The sequence below is a fragment of the Sphingobium yanoikuyae genome, from assembly GCF_013001025.1.
GTDB lineage: Bacteria > Pseudomonadota > Alphaproteobacteria > Sphingomonadales > Sphingomonadaceae > Sphingobium > Sphingobium yanoikuyae_A.
In genome coordinates, this window is sequence record NZ_CP053021.1 from 4,359,469 (window position 1) to 4,376,428 (window position 16,960).

18 protein-coding genes are annotated in these 16,960 nt (G+C 64.5%); 14 read left to right on the forward strand and 4 right to left on the reverse strand.

What is annotated here, in order from left to right:
- Nucleotides 1–5 precede the first annotated feature (5 nt).
- The 3 genes from aroE to HH800_RS21055 are packed head-to-tail and all read right to left on the reverse strand — an operon-like array spanning nt 6 to nt 2,244.
- Entirely contained in the window at nt 6–830 is an 825-nt protein-coding gene (gene aroE / locus HH800_RS21045; protein ID WP_169862221.1) for a shikimate dehydrogenase, read from the reverse strand.
- Complete coding sequence (locus HH800_RS21050) at nt 827–1,420, reverse strand: Maf family protein (protein WP_010335788.1); 594 nt, start codon at nt 1,418–1,420, stop codon at nt 827–829. The genes aroE and HH800_RS21050 overlap by 4 nt, the downstream gene beginning before the upstream one ends.
- Nucleotides 1,417–2,244, reverse strand: coding sequence for a pyruvate, water dikinase regulatory protein (locus HH800_RS21055; protein ID WP_026108809.1), 828 nt, complete (start codon nt 2,242–2,244; stop codon nt 1,417–1,419). The genes HH800_RS21050 and HH800_RS21055 overlap by 4 nt, the downstream gene beginning before the upstream one ends.
- A gap of 291 nt (nt 2,245–2,535) precedes the next feature.
- Between HH800_RS21055 and hemE the strand changes: the two genes are divergently transcribed.
- The 4 genes from hemE (at nt 2,536) to HH800_RS29400 (ending at nt 5,072) form a co-directional block, all read left to right on the forward strand.
- Complete coding sequence (hemE, locus tag HH800_RS21060) at nt 2,536–3,597, forward strand: uroporphyrinogen decarboxylase (protein ID WP_069338958.1); 1,062 nt, start codon at nt 2,536–2,538, stop codon at nt 3,595–3,597.
- Entirely contained in the window at nt 3,597–4,037 is a 441-nt protein-coding gene (locus tag HH800_RS21065; protein WP_169862223.1) for a CopD family protein, read from the forward strand. The genes hemE and HH800_RS21065 overlap by 1 nt, the downstream gene beginning before the upstream one ends.
- Before the next feature lie 118 nt (nt 4,038–4,155).
- Entirely contained in the window at nt 4,156–4,764 is a 609-nt protein-coding gene (locus HH800_RS21070; protein ID WP_097384937.1) for a hypothetical protein, read from the forward strand.
- Between the two features lie 173 nt (nt 4,765–4,937).
- Complete coding sequence (locus HH800_RS29400) at nt 4,938–5,072, forward strand: hypothetical protein (RefSeq protein WP_268932896.1); 135 nt, start codon at nt 4,938–4,940, stop codon at nt 5,070–5,072.
- Here HH800_RS29400 and panC read toward each other — a convergent pair.
- Nucleotides 5,069–5,914, reverse strand: coding sequence for a pantoate--beta-alanine ligase (gene panC / locus HH800_RS21075; protein WP_169862225.1), 846 nt, complete (start codon nt 5,912–5,914; stop codon nt 5,069–5,071). The genes HH800_RS29400 and panC overlap by 4 nt on opposite strands.
- Nucleotides 5,915–6,022: 108 nt before the next feature.
- On the opposite strand from panC, the gene HH800_RS21080 reads away from it, so the two are divergent.
- From HH800_RS21080 to HH800_RS21125, 10 genes are all read left to right on the forward strand, one after another.
- Complete coding sequence (locus HH800_RS21080) at nt 6,023–6,829, forward strand: division plane positioning ATPase MipZ (protein WP_004209209.1); 807 nt, start codon at nt 6,023–6,025, stop codon at nt 6,827–6,829.
- The gene (locus HH800_RS21085; protein ID WP_169862226.1) at nt 6,829–7,287 is read left to right on the forward strand and encodes a J domain-containing protein; all 459 of its coding nucleotides are present in this window, start codon (nt 6,829–6,831) and stop codon (nt 7,285–7,287) included. The genes HH800_RS21080 and HH800_RS21085 overlap by 1 nt, the downstream gene beginning before the upstream one ends.
- Before the next feature lie 19 nt (nt 7,288–7,306).
- A complete protein-coding gene (pgmG, locus tag HH800_RS21090; RefSeq protein ID WP_169862227.1) occupies nt 7,307–8,689 on the forward strand; it encodes a phosphoglucomutase/phosphomannomutase PgmG in 1,383 nt (460 codons plus the stop codon).
- Nucleotides 8,690–9,111: 422 nt separating this feature from the next.
- Nucleotides 9,112–10,413: an OmpP1/FadL family transporter gene (locus HH800_RS21095; protein WP_004209213.1), complete on the forward strand. Its 1,302-nt coding sequence runs from the start codon at nt 9,112–9,114 to the stop codon at nt 10,411–10,413.
- Between the two features lie 51 nt (nt 10,414–10,464).
- Nucleotides 10,465–11,610 carry a flavodoxin-dependent (E)-4-hydroxy-3-methylbut-2-enyl-diphosphate synthase gene (gene ispG, locus HH800_RS21100; protein WP_063975989.1) on the forward strand — a complete coding sequence of 382 codons (1,146 nt, stop codon included), beginning with the start codon at nt 10,465–10,467 and terminating at the stop codon, nt 11,608–11,610.
- Entirely contained in the window at nt 11,607–11,837 is a 231-nt protein-coding gene (locus tag HH800_RS21105) for a hypothetical protein (RefSeq protein WP_169862228.1), read from the forward strand. The genes ispG and HH800_RS21105 overlap by 4 nt, the downstream gene beginning before the upstream one ends.
- Before the next feature lie 15 nt (nt 11,838–11,852).
- Nucleotides 11,853–12,770, forward strand: a complete 918-nt coding sequence (locus HH800_RS21110) for a DMT family transporter (RefSeq protein ID WP_169862229.1) — start codon at nt 11,853–11,855, stop codon at nt 12,768–12,770.
- Nucleotides 12,767–13,258, forward strand: coding sequence for a GNAT family N-acetyltransferase (locus tag HH800_RS21115; protein WP_048938002.1), 492 nt, complete (start codon nt 12,767–12,769; stop codon nt 13,256–13,258). The genes HH800_RS21110 and HH800_RS21115 overlap by 4 nt, the downstream gene beginning before the upstream one ends.
- A gap of 231 nt (nt 13,259–13,489) precedes the next feature.
- Nucleotides 13,490–15,814: an FtsK/SpoIIIE family DNA translocase gene (locus HH800_RS21120; protein ID WP_097384943.1), complete on the forward strand. Its 2,325-nt coding sequence runs from the start codon at nt 13,490–13,492 to the stop codon at nt 15,812–15,814.
- Between the two features lie 407 nt (nt 15,815–16,221).
- Nucleotides 16,222–16,860, forward strand: a complete 639-nt coding sequence (locus HH800_RS21125; protein WP_004209221.1) for a LolA family protein — start codon at nt 16,222–16,224, stop codon at nt 16,858–16,860.
- The last annotated feature ends 100 nt before the right edge of the window (nt 16,861–16,960 follow it).

Consider the following 16,960-nt stretch of genomic DNA (forward strand, 5'->3'; position numbering starts at 1 on the left):
GCCGTTCAGTCCGCCGCCGTGAGCAGGGCGCGCAGTTCCGCGTCCAGTTCGCGCGGTGCCTCCGCATCGAAGAAGATGTCGAACGCCAGCGCCGCCTGGCCGATCAGCATTTCCAGCCCGTCCAGCGTCTTGAGGCCCCGGTCGCGCGCCGCCTTCAGCAAGCCCGTCTCCAGCGGCGCATAGACGATGTCATAGACGGTCGCACTCGCCGGCAGCGGCGACAGGTCCAGATCCAGCGCCGGCTGGCCGACCATGCCCAGCGACGTGCTGTTGACCAGCAGGTCGGCGGCCGGCAGCGCATCCGTCATGCCGATCACCTTGCCCTTCACCCCGGCCCGGTCGAGCAGCGCCTGTCCCTTGGCCGGGTCGCGCGCCATGATCGTGATGTCCGGTACGCCCAGGCTGGTGAGCGCGAACAGGATCGCCCGCGCCGCGCCGCCCGCGCCGATCAGCACCGCATGGCGCCCCTTCCACTTGTCGCGCAGCAGCGGCTGCAGGAACCCGCCGGCATCGGTGTTGGTGCCGATCAGCGGCCCTGCGGTCTCGCTGGCGATGGTGTTCATCGCGCCGATCCGGTCGCGCACCCCACCCGGATCGTCGGTATAGTCCATCACCGCGATCTTGTGGGGAATGGTGACATTGCAGCCCAGCCAGTCGGGATCGGCCCGGCGCTGCAGGAAATAGGCGGACAGCCCCTCGGGCGTCACATGAGTCTTCTTATACTCCGCCTCGATATCCAGCGCCTGCAGCCAGAAATTGTGGATAAGGGGCGATTTGCTGTGGTCGATCGGATCGCCGATCACCTCGGCATAGGGGAGCTTGTCGGTCATGACGCCAGAACGCCCCTTATGCGCAGGAAGTCAAGCAGCGGCAGCAGCGGCAGGCCCTGGATGCCGAACTGGCTGCCTTCCACCCTCGCGAACAATTGCGCGCCCGGCCCCTCGATCCGGTAGCAGCCAACGCACCATTGGCATTCGTCCCAGTCGTCCTCCAGATAGGAGTCGATGAATCCGTCGGACAGGGTCCGCACCGTCATCCGCACCCGCTCGACATGGCGCCAGATCGGTTCATTGTTGAGCACGATCACCGCCGCACTGTGGAGATGATGGACCCGGCCCGACAGCAGGCGCAGGATGCGCGCGGCATCCGCCCTGTCCACCGCCTTGTCGATCATCGTCCCGTCGTCGAGAGTCAGGGTCTGGTCGCAGCCCAGCACCAGCGCGCCCGGCACCCGGCGCGACACCTTGAGCGCCTTCAGCTCCGCCAGCGCATCGGCCAGCGCGCGGCCGTCATGGCCATCGGCGCGCAATGCTTCCTTGGCGGCCTCTTCATCCACACCCGGCGACAGCGCCTCGAACGGCACGCCGGCCGCGCTCAGCATGGCGCGCCGGCTGGCGCTCTGCGAGGCTAGGACGATCATGCTTCATTTCCTTCCGCCAGTTCGCGGTCGTTGAACAGGTTGATGATGGCGGCGGCCGCTTCCTCGATCGACCGGCGGGTCATGTCGATCACCGGCCAGCCATTGTCTGCGAACATGCGCCGGGCAAAGGCCAGTTCCTCCTGCACCTTGTCGCTATCCACATAGGCGGTCTCTGGCGCCTGGTTGAGCGACAGCAACCGGTTGCGCCGTATCTGGATCAACCGCTCGGGACTGATGGTCAGGCCCACCACCATCGGATGCTTCAGGCCATAGAGGCTGCGCGGCGGCGGCGATTCCGGCACCAGCGGGATGTTGGCGGTCTTGTAGCCGCGATTGGCAAGATAGATGGAGGTCGGCGTCTTCGACGCGCGCGACACGCCCGCCAGGACGATATCGGCCTCCTCCCAATTCTCATGCCCCACGCCATCATCATGGGCGATGGTGAACTGGATCGCCTCGATCCGCGCGAAATAGGCTTCGTCCAGGATATGCTTGCGGCCCGGCCGGGTCCGGGTTTCCTGCCCCAATATGTTGGACAGGGCATCGGCCACGCTGTCGAGCGCGGCGACATGGGGCAGGCCGAGCGCGCGGCAGCGCGTTTCCAGCCGCCGCCGCAGCACATGGTTGGTAAGTGTGAACAGTACCAGGCCGGGATGGGCGGATATCTCCTCCATGATCCGGTCGAGATGCACTTCGGATCGGACCATCGGCCAGAAATGGCGGATCGCCTCGACATTTTCGAACAGGCCGATCGCCGCCTTGGCGATATTCTCCAGCGTCTCGCCGGTGGAGTCCGAAAGCAGGTGAAGATGGATACGTGACACAGGCATATCTCTGTGAGTCCCCTGTGGATAAAGCAAGGGATAGAGTTGTGGATAACTTTGCAGCCCCATTTCGTCCCCAGAAAGCGGAATCTTATCCACAGCCTCTCAACAGGGCCGTAATCTTATCCACAACCTGTGGGTAATGGGGATGATTCAGATGACTCGCCGCGGAATCGCGTGACTCCAGGAGTCAAGCTGTTGGCAAAAGCGGGGACAGCGCATAAACCCCCGAACCAACAGCCCAACAACCTCAACATTCCTTTTTAAATATCTTTATAAAGTAGAGAGTTCATGACGGGTCCCGACGCTCACGCCGGCGCAGTCAGCGCCAAGCCGCTCCTTTCCGTATTGCGCGGCGCGGTGCCGCCCGTCCCGCCGATGTGGCTCATGCGCCAGGCTGGCCGCTATCTGCCGGAATATCGCGCACTCCGGGCCGACAAGGGCGGCTTCCTCGAACTGGTCTATGACAGCGCCGCTGCGGCAGAGGTCACGCTTCAGCCGCTGCGCCGCTTCGGCTTCGACGGCGCCATCCTCTTTTCCGACATATTGATCGTCCCCTATGCGATGGGACAGGATCTCTGGTTCGAGGCCGGTGAAGGCCCGCGTCTCGCCCCGATCCTGGCGGAGACCGACCTGTCGGCGCTGAAACCCGATTTCAGCCGCTATGAGGCTGTGTATGAAACGGTCCGGCAGGTGAAGGCTGCGCTGGACCCGTCGGTGACCTTCCTGGGCTTTGCAGGCAGTCCCTGGACGATCGCCACCTATATGGTCGCGGGACAGGGCAGCAAGGACCAGGGCGCCGCGCGTCGCATGGCTTATCAACAGCCCGATCGCTTCGCCGCGCTGATCGACGCGATCGTCGATGCCACCGTCATCTATCTCTCTGGCCAGATCGAAGCCGGCGTGGAAGCGGTGCAATTGTTCGACAGCTGGGCCGGCAGCCTCGCCCCGCTCCAGTTCGAACGCTGGGTGATAGAGCCCAATGCCGCGATCGTCCGCAAATTGAAGGCGCTCCATCCCGACATTCCGGTGATCGGCTTTCCCAAGGGCGCCGGCGCGAAACTGCCGGCTTATGCGATCGGCACCGGCGTCGATGCGGTGGGTGTGGATGAAACGGTCGACCCGCATTGGGCCAACCAGGCGCTGCCCGCCGGGCTTCCGGTGCAGGGCAATCTCGATCCGCTGGCGCTGATTGCCGGCGGTCAGGCGGTGGAACAGGCTGTGGATAACTTGCGCGCCGCCTTTGCCGGCCGGCCCCATATCTTCAACCTGGGCCATGGCATATTACCCGATACGCCGATCGCCCATGTCGAGGCGCTGATCGCCTATGTGCGCGGAACGGAGACACGCTGATGCCCTATCTCGGCGCCGCCTATCTGTGGGTGAAGGCCGCCCATGTCATCTTCGTCATCTTCCTGATGGCGGGACTGTTCATGATGCCGCGCTTCTTCGTCTATCATCAGGAAACCCTGCCGGGCTCGGCGGAGGACCAGCGCTGGATCGAGCGTGAGACGCGCCTGCTCAAGATCATCCTCAACCCGTCGCTGATCCTTACCTGGGTCTTCGGCCTGATGCTGATGGTGGAAATCGGCGCCTGGCATTTCGGCTGGTTCCACCTGAAGCTGCTCTTCGTCCTGGCACTGTCGGGCTATCATGGCTGGATCGCCAGCTATGCGAAGAAACTTGCGCGCGGTCAGCGCAGTCTTGCCGACAAGCAGTTGCGCATGCTGAACGAAGTGCCCGGCATCGCCGCGGCGGTGATCGTCATCATGGTGATCGTCCGCCCCTTCTGATGGTCGTAGCGTAAAGCGTCCGAAAAGATCGGGCGCTTTACTTGGCCTCTGGCGCAAGTCTTCGGACTATGCTTTGCCTCCGCCGGTCCGCATCCTGCGGACTTTCTGTGGGGGTATCATGATTCGTCTGTTTTTCTGCGCGGCCGCGTTGGCCGCGCCGATGGCGGCTGCGCAGCAGCCTGCCGTCACCATCGCGCCTGCCGTCGATGGCAATGTCCTGCGTGCCGGTGCCAAGGTGCCCGTTCGCACGCTGGTCGAACTCACCACCAAGAAGAAGGCGGTGAAGGTCGGCGATCGCGTCAATATCGAGACCGCCGAAGCCGTGATGGTCGGCAATAATGTGGTGATCCCTGCCGGCACGCCCGGCATCGCGGAAATCACCAGCGTGCGGAACAAGGGCATGTGGGGCAAGTCCGGCTTCATCGAGGGCCGCGTGCTCTATGTCCGGCTGGGGGGCCGGCAGGTGCGCTTGACCGGCACCTTCAATGACAAGGGCGTGACCGGCACCGCCGGCGTCGTCGGTGCGATCGCGCTGATCCCGGTCGCCGGCTTCTTCACCACCGGCACCAGCGCCAACATCCCGTCGGGCTCGATCATCCCCGCCTTCCTGGACGAGGATCTGGCCTTCTCGGTCGACAGCGCGGCGGCGACGCCCGCGCCGATCGCCGCGACCCCGGCTCCGGCTCCGGTAGAAGCCGGCACCGCTCCGGCCGCTGGCGCACTCTGATCGACATGGGGGGATCGGGGCCTTCGCCCCGGTCCCTCGGGCTGCTGTCCTACGCCGCCATGACCATGCTATAGCCGGGGTGTCGCCGATCGGGTGACAGGTGAATAGGATCGCCCCCGCGCAACATAATGTCAAAATGTGCGGGAAATGTGCGAAGTTAAGCGGAGACGCCCATGAATGACCCGCGCATCTGGTTCGGCCCCAAGCGTATCGGCTGGGGCTATGGTCCCCGCACCTGGGAGGGCTGGGCGGTGGTCGGCCTGCTCGTCCTTGCCGTTGTCCTGCTCAAGCGCGGACTTTCGGCTTAGGCCGGATCGACCGCGATATTGTCGATCAGCCGGGTCTTGCCCAGCTTCGCAGCGCCCAGCAGCCGTGCCGGACGGTCGAGCGTTGCGATCGGCTCCAGGCTGTCTGCGTCGCACAGGGTCACATAGTCGATCGGGTCGAAACCATGGGTCGCCAGCGTGGCGATTGCCCTGGCCAGTGCCGCCTCGACCGGCTCGCCCTTCTCGATCTGGCGCTTCGCCTCACCCAGCGCGCGCGGCAGCGCCAGCGCATCCTTGCGCTCCTGTTCGCTGAGATACGCGTTGCGCGACGACAGCGCCAAACCATCCTCGGCCCGCTGGGTCGGCATGCCGATGATCTCGATGTCCAGATTGGTGTCGGCAACCATGCGGCGGATCACGGCGAGCTGCTGATAATCCTTCTCGCCAAAGATCGCGACATCGGGCGCGACCTGGTTGAACAGCTTGGTGACGACCGTGGCGACACCATCGAAATGGCCCGGCCGCGCCGCGCCATCCAGCCCTTCGCTCACCCCCGACACCCGGATATTGGTGGCATAGCCGGCCGGATACATGACTTCCACGCTTGGCGCCCACAGGATGTCCACGCCGGCGGCCTGTAACAGCTGCGCATCCTTCGCCTCGCGCCGGGGATAGGCGTCCAGATCCTCGTTCGGGCCGAACTGGCGCGGATTGACGAAGATCGACACCACGACATGCCGGCCATGGCGGCGCGCTTCCTCGACCAGCGCCATATGCCCGTCATGCAGCGCCCCCATGGTGGGGACCAGCGCCAGCGTCTTTCCGTCGGACTTCAGCGCGGCGACGGCGGCACGCAGGGCGGGAAGGTCACGGAGAATTTGCACGGGACGAGGGGCTCCGATAAGGGCAGGGACACAGGGGCGTCCTGCTAGGCTTCGCGCCACGGGACCGTCAAGAATCTAGAGCGACAAACACGGGGTTATCAAGGTCCGATGGCGAACGCGCAAACGCACCTCATCGTCTTCGCCAATGAAAAGGGCGGAACCGGCAAGTCGACGACCGCCGTCCACACGGCGATCGCGCTGACTGCGCTCGGCCATAGCGTCGGCCTGATCGATCTCGACCCGCGCCAGCGCACCGTCACCCGCTATATGGAAAACCGCGCCGAAACCGCGCGCCGCCGCGGCATCGATCTGTCGGCACCCGACTTTGCGGTGTTTCAGGGCGACAATGTCGCCGCACTCGACGAACAGGCGGCGGCGGTTGCGGAGGGCAAGGATTTCCTGATCGTCGACACGCCCGGCCGCGACGATGATTTCGCCCGGCACATGGCAGCCCGCGCCAACACGCTGGTCACGCCGATGAACGACAGTTTCGTCGATTTCGACCTGATCGGCCAGGTCGATGCCGAAACCTTCCGGGTGCGTCGCCTGTCCTTCTATTCCGAACTCATCTTCGAAGCACGCAAGTCGCGGGCCAAGGCCGATGGCGTGTCGATCGACTGGGTGGTGCTGCGCAACCGCGTCCAGCATCATGATGCCCGCAACAAGAAGCGCGTCGGCGATGCGCTGATGGAATTGTCGCGCCGGGTCGGCTTCCGCGTCATTCCCGGATTGTCGGAACGCGTCATCTTCCGTGAACTCTTCCCCTCGGGCCTGACCCTGCTCGACAAGGGGCATCTGGGCGACCTGGGCATCAGCCATATCGCCGCGCGCCAGGAATTGCGTGAGATGGTGGCCGGATTGGCCTTGCCGACCGGCGATCATGCCGCGTCCGTGGACATGCTCGGCGCCGCCTGATGGGGCTGATCGCGCTGGTGCTGATCGGCCTGGCGGGCTGGCTCATCTGGACCGGGAGATTGCAGCGCATGTCGACCAAGGATGGCATGGCATTGGGGGCGGCGCTGGTCGGCGCAGTGCTGGCGGCCAAGGGCAAGCCGGCGCTCGGTGCGCCAATCCTGCTGGGCACGGCCCTCTTCTTCGCGTCGCAGGGCAAGGCGAAGAAGGGCGCTAACCGCGCCAGGCGCAAGGCTGCGCCGCCGGTGCAGACTGACAGGGCCGACGTGGAGGGCGCCCGCGCCCTGCTCGGTCTGTCGGCGGATGCCCGCGCGACCGATATCCGCGCCGCACATCGCCGCCTGATCGCCTCGGTCCATCCCGACAAGGGTGGAACCGAAGCGCTGGCTGCCCAGATCAATGCCGCGCGCGACCTGCTGCTCGCCGACCTTGCCGAGCGGGATCGTCCGTCCGCCGGCTGATTGCCCCAGAAAGGACTATATGGCCCATCGCTTCCATCCGACCCTGCTGCGCGAATATGATATGCGCGGCGTTGTTGGCCCGATGCTCGGGGAAGCGGACGGCTATGCGCTGGGACGCAGCTTCGCGACCTGGGTGCGGCGCGTCGGCGGATCAGCGGTCGCGGTCGGCTATGACGGGCGGCTGAGTTCGCCCATGCTGGAGGGCGCGCTGGTGCGCGGCCTCACCGACAGCGGCGTCGATGTGCTGCGCGTTGGCCTAGGTCCCACGCCGATGCTCTATTATGCCGAGGCCGAACTGGACGTGGCGGGCGCCATCCAGGTGACCGGCAGCCATAATCCCGCAGATCAGAATGGTTTCAAGCTGGTCCTGGATCATGCGCCCTTTCATGGCGAGGCGATCCAGCAGCTCGGCGCGATGGCGGCGGCCGGCGACTGGCTGGCGGGCGAAGGCCGGGTGCGCGATGTCGATATCATGCCGGCCTATGTCGAACGGCTGGTGCGCGATTTTGACGGCGCCGCCTGGCGGATCGGCTGGGACGCGGGAAACGGCGCCGCAGGACCGGTCGTGGAGAAGCTGGTGCAACTCCTGCCGGGTGAGCATCATCTGCTCTTCACCGATGTAGACGGCAATTTTCCCAACCATCATCCTGATCCTACCGAAGAAGCGAATCTGGCCGATCTTCGTTCCCTTGTCCTCTCCAGGAAGCTCGATTTCGGTGTGGCTTTCGATGGCGATGGCGACCGGATCGGCGTGGTCGATGGCCTGGGCCGGATCATCTGGGGGGACCAGCTGCTCGGCCTGTTCGCGCAGGTCGTGCTGAAGGATCGTCCCGGCGCCCCGATCGTCGCAGATGTGAAGGCCAGCCAGGCCCTGTTCGACGAGATTGCGCGGCTGGGCGGTGAGCCGGTGCTGTGGAAGACCGGGCACAGCCATATCAAGTCCAAAATGAAGCAGATTGGCAGTCCACTGGGTGGCGAGATGACCGGCCACATCATGTTTGCCGATGATTTTTACGGTTTTGATGATGGACTCTATGCCGCCGTTCGCCTGATCCGCGCGGCTGCGCGGTTGCGCCGCACCGTCACCGACCTGCGCGGTGACATGGTCGAAATGGTCAACACCCCGGAAATCCGCATTGCCGTGCCGGAAGACCGCAAGTTCGCGATCATCGAAGACCTGCGCGATCGCCTGGTTGCATCCGGCGCAATCGTGGAATCGATCGATGGCGCTCGCGTCCGCACTGTCGATGGCTGGTGGCTGCTGCGCGCGTCCAACACCCAGAATGCGCTGACCGCGCGGGCGGAGGCGTCGGATGCTGCGGGATTGGCGCGCCTGCTGGCCGAAATCGAATCCCATTTGCGTGATTCGGGCGTCGATCAGCGATTGCAAGCGGCGAAATAGCCTGTCGCAGCGCGCAAAATTGATATCGCTATCATTATTTCATGCGGAATTTCCCTTAGGGAAACATGGATTTATGACACCGGTTGCATGAAACGCAATCGCGCCATCATGTTTCGCATTTGCGACGAACGCCGCCTGGCCGCAAAAGGAACTCGCCTTTCAGGCATCCTCTCCTAAAACTTCATAGCCGTCCCTCGGGGCGGCTTTTTTTTTCACCTGTGACGTTGGCGCAACAGGGCGGCACTTGCCGTAGCGTCCAGCCGGGCGAAATCCGGGCAATTGAGCGAAAAATCGCGGAAATCCGTCATTGGCGCCTGTAGAAATCGTCGGGATAGCTGTTATGCGCATGGTTCCATAAGTCGCATGAGGCGTTTAAGCGCCCGCACCAAATGGCCAAATGAGTTTTTAGCAGAGGAAACGCCATGTCCCTTCGCCGTCGCATTCTTCCCACCATCCTGCTGACCGGCGCGATCGTCGCACCGATGCCGGCGCTGGCCGGTGGCTTCTATCTTCAGGAACAGTCGCCGGTGGAAACCGGCCGCGCCATGGCTGGCGGCGCCGCTGCAGGTGACGATCCCTCGACCATCTATTTCAACCCTGCCGCCATGACCCAGCTGTCGGGCGTCCAGGTTTCGGCCGGCGTCAACGCCCTGATGGCTTCCGCCCACCAGACCAACCGTGGCAGCTATCGCTCGGTCCCCGGTTCGACCGCCCGCGTGCCGGTGACTGGCAATGACGGTGGCCAGCCGTTCGAAAGCGTCATCCCGGTCCCCAATTTCTACGCTTCGGCGCAGGTCACCGACCGGCTGTGGCTGGGTCTGGGCGTCAACGCGCCCTTCGGCCTGAAGCTGGAATATGATGACGGTTTCTTCGGTCGCTATGACTCGATCTACACCGACCTCAAGACCTACAACATCCAGCCGTCTGCCGCGTTCAAGCTGAACGACAATTTCTCGATCGGCGGCGGCGTCGACGTGCAATATGTGAAGGCGAACCTGACCAACGCGCTGCCGCAGGTGTCACCGCTGGTCACCACCGACGGCTTCACCAAGCTGAAGGGCGACGACTGGACCGTCGGCTGGAACGCCGGCCTGTTCTACACCAACGGCACCACCAATGTCGGCGTCCACTATCGGTCGGGCATCAACCACAAGCTCAAGGGCACCCAGACCATTTCCGGCCTGGTGACGCCGCTCAGCGCCGCCAATGGCGAGTTCGATGCCTCGGCACCGCTGGACCTGCCCGATATCGTCACCGTGTCCTTCATGCACAAGCTGACGCCGAACCTGCGCGCGATGATCACCGGCAAATGGTATGGCTGGTCCAGCTTCAAGGGGATCGAGGTCACCTCGGCCACCGGCACCACCAACAAGGAACTGGATTACAAGGACAGCTACAGCGTCAGCCTGGGCGGCGAATATGATTTCAGCCCCGCCTTCACGCTGCGCGCCGGCACCATGTTCGACCGTTCGCCGACCAATCCGCAGCATCTGACCACCCGCGTGCCCGATGGCGACCGCGTGTGGCTGACGGGCGGCGCGACCTGGAATATCTCGCCGGCCTTCGCGCTGAACGTCGCCTACGCCCATACCTGGGTGGAAAAGGCGAACATCATCCGCCCGGACAGCTATTTCCCGTCGCCGGCCACCGTCACCGCCACGACCCTGGCGCAGACCAGCGGCAATGCGGACCAGGTTGCCGCATCGCTGACCGCGCGCTTCTAAAAAGCTGCGTTAATGCTTATAGGGGGCTCCAGAGATCTGGAGCCCCTTTTCATGTCCGAACATAATCCCGGCCTGCGCCCCTGGCGCGACATCGCCCGACGGCAGTCGCGGCAGATCATGGTCGGCAACGTCCCCGTGGGCGGCGGTGCGCCGGTCACGGTGCAGACCATGACCAACACGCTGACCCATGACGTCAAGGCGACGATCGACCAGATTCGTCGCTGCGAGGATGCCGGCGTCGACATCATCCGCGTGTCCTGCCCGGACGAGGAATCGACCGCGGCGCTGAAACAGATCGTCCGCGCCGCGCGCGTGCCGATCGTTGCCGACATCCATTTCCACTATAAGCGCGCGCTGGAAGCCGCCGATGCCGGTGCTGCCTGCCTGCGCATCAATCCCGGCAATATCGGTTCGGCCGCGCGGGTGAAGGAAGTGGTGGACGCCGCCAAGGCCAATAATTGCTCGATCCGCATCGGCGTCAACGCCGGTAGTCTGGAACGCGACCTGCTCGAAAAATATGGCGAGCCTTGCCCGGAAGCGCTGGTCGAAAGCGCGCTCGACCATATCAAGCTGCTGCAGGACCAGGATTTCCACGAATATAAGGTCGCGGTGAAGGCGAGCGACGTATTCCTGGCGGTCGCGGCCTATATGCAATTGGCCGATGCGGTCGATTGCCCGCTGCATCTGGGCATCACCGAAGCCGGCGGCCTGATCGGCGGCACGGTCAAGAGCGCGATCGGCATCGGCAATCTGCTCTGGGCCGGCATTGGCGACACGATCCGCGTCTCGCTCTCGGCCGAACCGGAAGAGGAAGTGCGGGTCGGCTATGAGATGCTCAAGACGCTCGGCATCCGCACCCGCGGCGTCAAGGTCATCTCCTGCCCCAGCTGCGCGCGGCAGGGCTTCGACGTGATCCGCACCGTCCAGGCGCTGGAGGAACGGCTGCAGCATATCAACACGCCGCTCTCGCTCTCGGTGCTGGGTTGCGTCGTCAACGGTCCGGGCGAAGCGCGCGAGACCGATATCGGCCTGACCGGCGGCGGCAATGGCAAGCATATGGTCTATCTGTCGGGCGTCACCGATCACACGATCCAGGATGCCGACATGGTCGACCATATCGTCAGGCTGGTCGAGGCCAAGGCGGCCGAGATCGAAGCGGCGGCAACCGACGCGGGACAGGTCCAGGCGGCGGAATGACGGACAGCGCCGACCGGTCCGCCATCGCCCATGGCGCAGGCGCCACGGGTGCGCAGGCGGTCGGCGCGTCCGCTATTGGGACATTGGTCCTGGGCGCGATCGCATTGGGGGCAATAGCGGTTGGCGCCCTGGCCATTGGTCGACTGCGTATCGGCAAGGCACGGATCACCCGGCTTCATATCGACGAATTGCATATCGGCAGGATCGTCGGCCCCGGTCGCGACTGATCCAGTCACCCGTCGATGGATCGTCCGCTTTCCTCTCCCCGCAGCCCGTCCGTGCTGCTGCCCTTCCTCATCTGCTGCCTTGGCGTCGCGCTCTTTTCGGTGATGGACGCGGCGATGAAGGGGCTCAGCCTCTCGATCGGCCTTTATAACGCGCTGCTCTGGCGCGCGATCACCGGCAGCCTGCTCGGGCTGGTCCTGATGCTCGCCACCCGCCAGCGCTGGCCCAACCTTTCCGTGCTGCGCCTGCATCTGCTGCGCGGCGTGGTGGTCGCGCTGATGGCCAGCTTCTTCTTCTGGGCGATCATGCGCCTGCCACTGGCCGAAGCCATTGCCCTCTCCTTCATCGCGCCGCTGATCGCGCTCTATCTGGCAGCGCTGCTGCTCAAGGAACGGATCGGGCGGCAGGCGATCGGCGCCTCGCTGCTTGGTCTGGTCGGGGTGGGCGTGATCCTGTCGGGGCGGATGCGCGGCGACTATGATGGCGATGCGCTGATGGGGGCGGGCGCGGTGCTGCTCTCGGCGATGCTGTTCGCCTGGAACCTGATCCTCCAGCGCCAGCAGGCCCAGCTTGCCTCGCCGATCGAGGTCGCCTTCTTCCAGCATCTGGTCATGCTGGGTGTGTTTGCGATCGGCGCGCCGGCCTGGGCGATCGTGCCGACCGGAGCGGCGGTGCCGCTGGTTCTGCTGGCCGCAATCCTGGCCTTCACCTCTCTCGCGGCGCTCGCCTGGGCCTATGCGCGTGCGGAGGCCCAGCGGCTGATCCCGGTCGAATATACCGCCTTCGTCTGGGCCGCGATCTTCGGTTGGCTGGCCTTTGGCGAGCAACTGACGCTTACTACCCTTGCCGGTGCCTTGTTGATCGTCGCCGGCTGCCTTATCGCCGCGCGCACGAAACGGGCGGATATCGCCCATGTGGAAGCGGGAGCGGCATGAGCCAGGTCATCATCAGGGACGCGCAATCGACGGATATCGATACCATCGCGAATTTCATCCTGGCGCTCGCCGATTATGAGAAGCTGGCCCATGAAGTGAAGGCCGACCGCGAGACGCTGGCCCGCTATCTGTTCGGACCCCGGCCGATGGCGGAGGTGCTGATCGCCGAGCATGATGGCGCGCCGATCGGCTTTGCCCTCTTCTTCCACAATTTCTCGACCTTCGAGGGGCGTCCGGGCCTCTATCTGGAGGATCTGTTCGTCCTGCCTGAAGCGCGGGGGCTCGGCGCCGGCAAGGCGTTGCTCGCCCGTCTCGCCCGATTGGCGATCGCGCGCGACTGCGCCCGGCTCGAATGGTCGGTGCTCGACTGGAACGCGCCGGCGATCGCCTTCTACCGGGCGATCGGCGCCCGGCCGATGGACGAATGGACCGTGCAGCGCGTCGACGGCGATGCGCTCAGCGCCCTCGCATCGCATCCTGCAGGCTGACGCCCAGCAGCACGATCGCAAAGCTGCTCAGGGCAATCACGACAAAGGCGGGATAGAAAGAGGCGAACATGGCGACATCTCCTTTCGCCGCCCATTTTGCGCCTGTGCCCCAGGCCCGCGACATACGCAATGTTGCGGATGGGGCGGGACGAGCCGATGGGCCGCAGGCTTGACGAGGACTCCTGGCTCGGCGCATTGTGCCGGAACGGAACATTTGGGGGACATTTGACCATGGCTGTCAGCCGCGGAGCCAAGCGCGCGCCGGAATGGCGCGAAATGCTCAAGCGCAGCATCGTGCGCAGCGGCGCGCTGATCGGGGCGATCTCGCTGTTTCTGGCGACCCTGTTCCTGGCGCTGGCGCTGCTGAGCTATCAGCCCAGCGACCCGTCGATGAACACGGTGGCGGGCGATCATGTCGCCAATATCATGCGCGCGCCCGGCGCCATGGTGGCGGACATGCTGCTGCTGCTGTTCGGCGTGCCGATCGCGCTGCTGCTGCCGCTGATGGGGATCACCGCCCGTCGTCTGTGGGGCGATCATGAGATGATTGGGTGGAAGGCGCAGTTCGGCAAATGCCTGGTCGGCATCATCCTGATCGGCATCGCTTTGGCCTTGTTCCAGCCTGATCCGCTGGTCGGCCTACCCTCCGGCTGGGGCGGCATGATCGGCCTTGTCACTGCCAAGGGGGTGATGAGCCTGACCGCCCAGGCGCCGGCCGCGCAGGGCTGGATCATCGGCATATTGGTGGTCGTGGCCATGCTGGCCGGCCTGTTCGTCTGGTATCGCAGCCTGGCGCTGGAAAAGCCGATCTTCACCATCCGCCGCCCGACCCTGCCCCGGCTCAGCCTGCCGCGCCCCTCGCTCGCCTTTGCAGGACAGGGAGCAGCTGCCGATCTGGACGAGGATGATGACGGTCCGGTCGAACGGGTGATCGCGCCGCGCAAGCAGGTGTCGAACGAGCCCAAGCCGCCGATCACCATCCAGGCGCCCAAGCCCGCCCCGGTGCAGCGCTCGACCGCGCCGGTGTCGCAGGATGATCTGTTCGGCCACAGCTCGCTGCCGTCCGCCGACCTGCTCAATCCGATTCCCGCCAATCAGGGCCAGAAGATCGACAAGGCTGCGCTGGAACGCAACGCCCGCTTGCTGGAGAGCGTGCTCGACGACTTCCATGTGAAGGGCAATATCGTCGAGGTCCGCCCCGGTCCCGTCGTCACCATGTATGAGCTGGAGCCGGCACCGGGCATCAAGGCGAGCCGCGTGATCGCGCTGGCCGACGATATCGCCCGCAACATGTCGGCGCTGTCGGCGCGCGTCGCCACCATTCCCGGCCGCACTGTCATCGGCATCGAACTGCCCAACACCAATCGTGAGGGCGTGTCCTTCCGCGAACTCATCACCAGCGAGCAGTTCGGTGCGGAAGCGACCCTGCCGATCATCCTGGGCAAGAATATCTCGGGCGAGCCGATCATCGCCGATCTGGCGCCGATGCCGCATCTGCTGATCGCGGGTACCACCGGTTCGGGTAAGTCGGTCGGCCTCAACGCCATGATCCTGTCGCTGCTCTACCGCATGACGCCGGACCAGCTGCGCCTGATCATGATCGATCCCAAGATGCTGGAACTGTCGACCTATGACGACATCCCGCATCTGCTCGCCCCCGTCGTGACCGAGCCGAGCAAGGCGATCCGCGCGCTCAAATGGGCGGTCGAGCAGATGGAGGATCGCTATCGCATGATGGCCTCGATCTCGGTCCGCAACCTCGCCAACTACAACGAGAAGGTTCGCGCCGCCAAGGCCAAGGGCAAGCCGCTCGGCCGCCGCGTCCAGACCGGCTATGACCCCGAAAGCGGCAAGCCGATCTATGAAGAGGAGCAGCTGGATTTCCAGCCGTTGCCGCAGATCGTGGTGGTGGTCGACGAGCTGGCCGACCTGATGATGACCGCGGGCAAGGAAGTCGAATTCCTGATCCAGCGTCTGGCGCAGAAGGCGCGTGCTGCCGGCATCCACCTGATCCTCGCGACCCAGCGTCCCTCGGTCGACGTCATCACCGGCGTCATCAAGGCGAACCTGCCGACCCGCATCAGCTTCTTCGTGACCAGCAAGATCGACAGCCGCACCATCCTAGGCGAACAGGGTGCCGAACAGCTGCTGGGCAAGGGCGACATGCTCTACATGCATGGTGGCAAGGGCCTGATGCGCGTCCATGGTCCCTTCGTTTCGGACGATGAAGTGCGCGTGGTTGCCGACCATTGGCGGGCGCAGGGCGCGCCCGATTATATCCAGGCGGTCACGGAAGAGCCGGAGGAAGGCAGCTTCGCGCTCGACGGCGTGGACCTGGGCGATGACAGCCCGGACGCGCAGCTGTTCCGCAAGGCCTGCCAACTGGTGTTCGAGAATCAGAAGGCCTCGACCAGCTGGCTGCAGCGCCAGCTGCGAGTCGGCTACAACAGCGCCGCACGTCTGATCGAACGGATGGAGGAAGAAGGGCTGGTCGGTCCGCCCAACCATGTCGGCCGCCGCGAAGTGCTGCGTGACGAGAATGGCAATCCGCTCTGACGCTACGAAATGCCTGTTTTCCTTGAGCGATTGCGTTCCGTGCAACCATGCTTGCTGCCTTCGCATTTGTCGTGACAGGGGCTTTGGGACATTAGGAACAGGCCTTTCAGGCATCCTCTCCTAAAAACTTTTCAGGCTGATCTTCGGATCAGCCTTTTTTTTGTCCGCGAATCGGTCTAGGCAGGCGTCGCTGCTGCCGCGCCGATAAACATAATTGGAGCGGTGCCGCCGGTAAGACCGGCATGGCGAGGCGGGAGCACGGGGGATCGAGCCAGCCATTTCACGGCCGCTCTCCCCCGTCTGGTCTTTCCGATCGATCCTTTCCCTTCGATGGAACAGCAAGGTTCACAGCGGGTTCAAGCCCCACCCCCTATGCCCCCTTTTCCGAACAACCCGGAGATGATTGCATGAAGCGCATCCTCGCGCCTGTCGCCCTGTCCCTCGCCACCGCGCTGGTTGCGGTGCCGGCGGGCTATGCCCTCGCCCAGCAGGCGGCACCGTCCGACCTCAATCAGGTCAATGCCTATATCCGCGCCGTCACCACCCTGACCGCCGATTTCAGCCAGACCGACCGCAATGGTCAGGTGCTGACCGGCAAGCTGACCCTGAAGCAGCCGGGCAAGATCCGTTTCCAATATGAAAAGGGCGTGCCGCTGCTGATCGTGGGCGATGGCAAGGCGCTGACCCTGATCGACTATGAGGTGCGCCAGGTGCAGCGCTGGCCGATCGGCAATTCGCCGCTGGCCGCGCTGATCGACCCGACCAAGGATTTGTCGAAATTCGGCACGGTCGTGCCCACCGGCGACCCGACGGTGCTGAGCGTGCAGGCAAAGGATCCCAAGCGGCCCGAATTCGGCACCATCACCATGATCTTCAAGCGCAAGCCCGCGTCGCCGGCCGGACTGGAGCTTTATGGCTGGGTCGCGCTCGACGCGCAGAATAATCGCACGGCGGTGCGCCTGTCGAACCAGCAATATGGCGTGCCGGTCGCCGATTCCGCCTTCCGCTGGACCGATCCGCGTCCGCGCGGCCGTCCGAACGGCTAGGGCGGGCCGCAGGAACGATGGGCTGAAAACTTTCTGCCATCGTTCATCTGCCGCTCATATCGGATCGCCTAGATAGAGATCACGGCGAGAGACGCAGACC

What these genes read in the sequence shown, in the direction of transcription:
- aroE (WP_169862221.1), bottom strand. Translation starts at nt 830, where the DNA reads ATGACCGACAAGCTCCCCTATGCCGAGGTGATCGGCGATCCGATCGAC.
- HH800_RS21050 (WP_010335788.1), bottom strand. Translation starts at nt 1,420, where the DNA reads ATGATCGTCCTAGCCTCGCAGAGCGCCAGCCGGCGCGCCATGCTGAGC.
- hemE (WP_069338958.1), top strand. Translation starts at nt 2,536, where the DNA reads ATGACGGGTCCCGACGCTCACGCCGGCGCAGTCAGCGCCAAGCCGCTC.
- HH800_RS21065 (WP_169862223.1), top strand. Translation starts at nt 3,597, where the DNA reads ATGCCCTATCTCGGCGCCGCCTATCTGTGGGTGAAGGCCGCCCATGTC.
- HH800_RS21070 (WP_097384937.1), top strand. Translation starts at nt 4,156, where the DNA reads ATGATTCGTCTGTTTTTCTGCGCGGCCGCGTTGGCCGCGCCGATGGCG.
- HH800_RS29400 (WP_268932896.1), top strand. Translation starts at nt 4,938, where the DNA reads ATGAATGACCCGCGCATCTGGTTCGGCCCCAAGCGTATCGGCTGGGGC.
- HH800_RS21080 (WP_004209209.1), top strand. Translation starts at nt 6,023, where the DNA reads ATGGCGAACGCGCAAACGCACCTCATCGTCTTCGCCAATGAAAAGGGC.
- HH800_RS21085 (WP_169862226.1), top strand. Translation starts at nt 6,829, where the DNA reads ATGGGGCTGATCGCGCTGGTGCTGATCGGCCTGGCGGGCTGGCTCATC.
- pgmG (WP_169862227.1), top strand. Translation starts at nt 7,307, where the DNA reads ATGGCCCATCGCTTCCATCCGACCCTGCTGCGCGAATATGATATGCGC.
- HH800_RS21095 (WP_004209213.1), top strand. Translation starts at nt 9,112, where the DNA reads ATGTCCCTTCGCCGTCGCATTCTTCCCACCATCCTGCTGACCGGCGCG.
- ispG (WP_063975989.1), top strand. Translation starts at nt 10,465, where the DNA reads ATGTCCGAACATAATCCCGGCCTGCGCCCCTGGCGCGACATCGCCCGA.
- HH800_RS21105 (WP_169862228.1), top strand. Translation starts at nt 11,607, where the DNA reads ATGACGGACAGCGCCGACCGGTCCGCCATCGCCCATGGCGCAGGCGCC.
- HH800_RS21110 (WP_169862229.1), top strand. Translation starts at nt 11,853, where the DNA reads ATGGATCGTCCGCTTTCCTCTCCCCGCAGCCCGTCCGTGCTGCTGCCC.
- HH800_RS21115 (WP_048938002.1), top strand. Translation starts at nt 12,767, where the DNA reads ATGAGCCAGGTCATCATCAGGGACGCGCAATCGACGGATATCGATACC.
- HH800_RS21120 (WP_097384943.1), top strand. Translation starts at nt 13,490, where the DNA reads ATGGCTGTCAGCCGCGGAGCCAAGCGCGCGCCGGAATGGCGCGAAATG.
- HH800_RS21125 (WP_004209221.1), top strand. Translation starts at nt 16,222, where the DNA reads ATGAAGCGCATCCTCGCGCCTGTCGCCCTGTCCCTCGCCACCGCGCTG.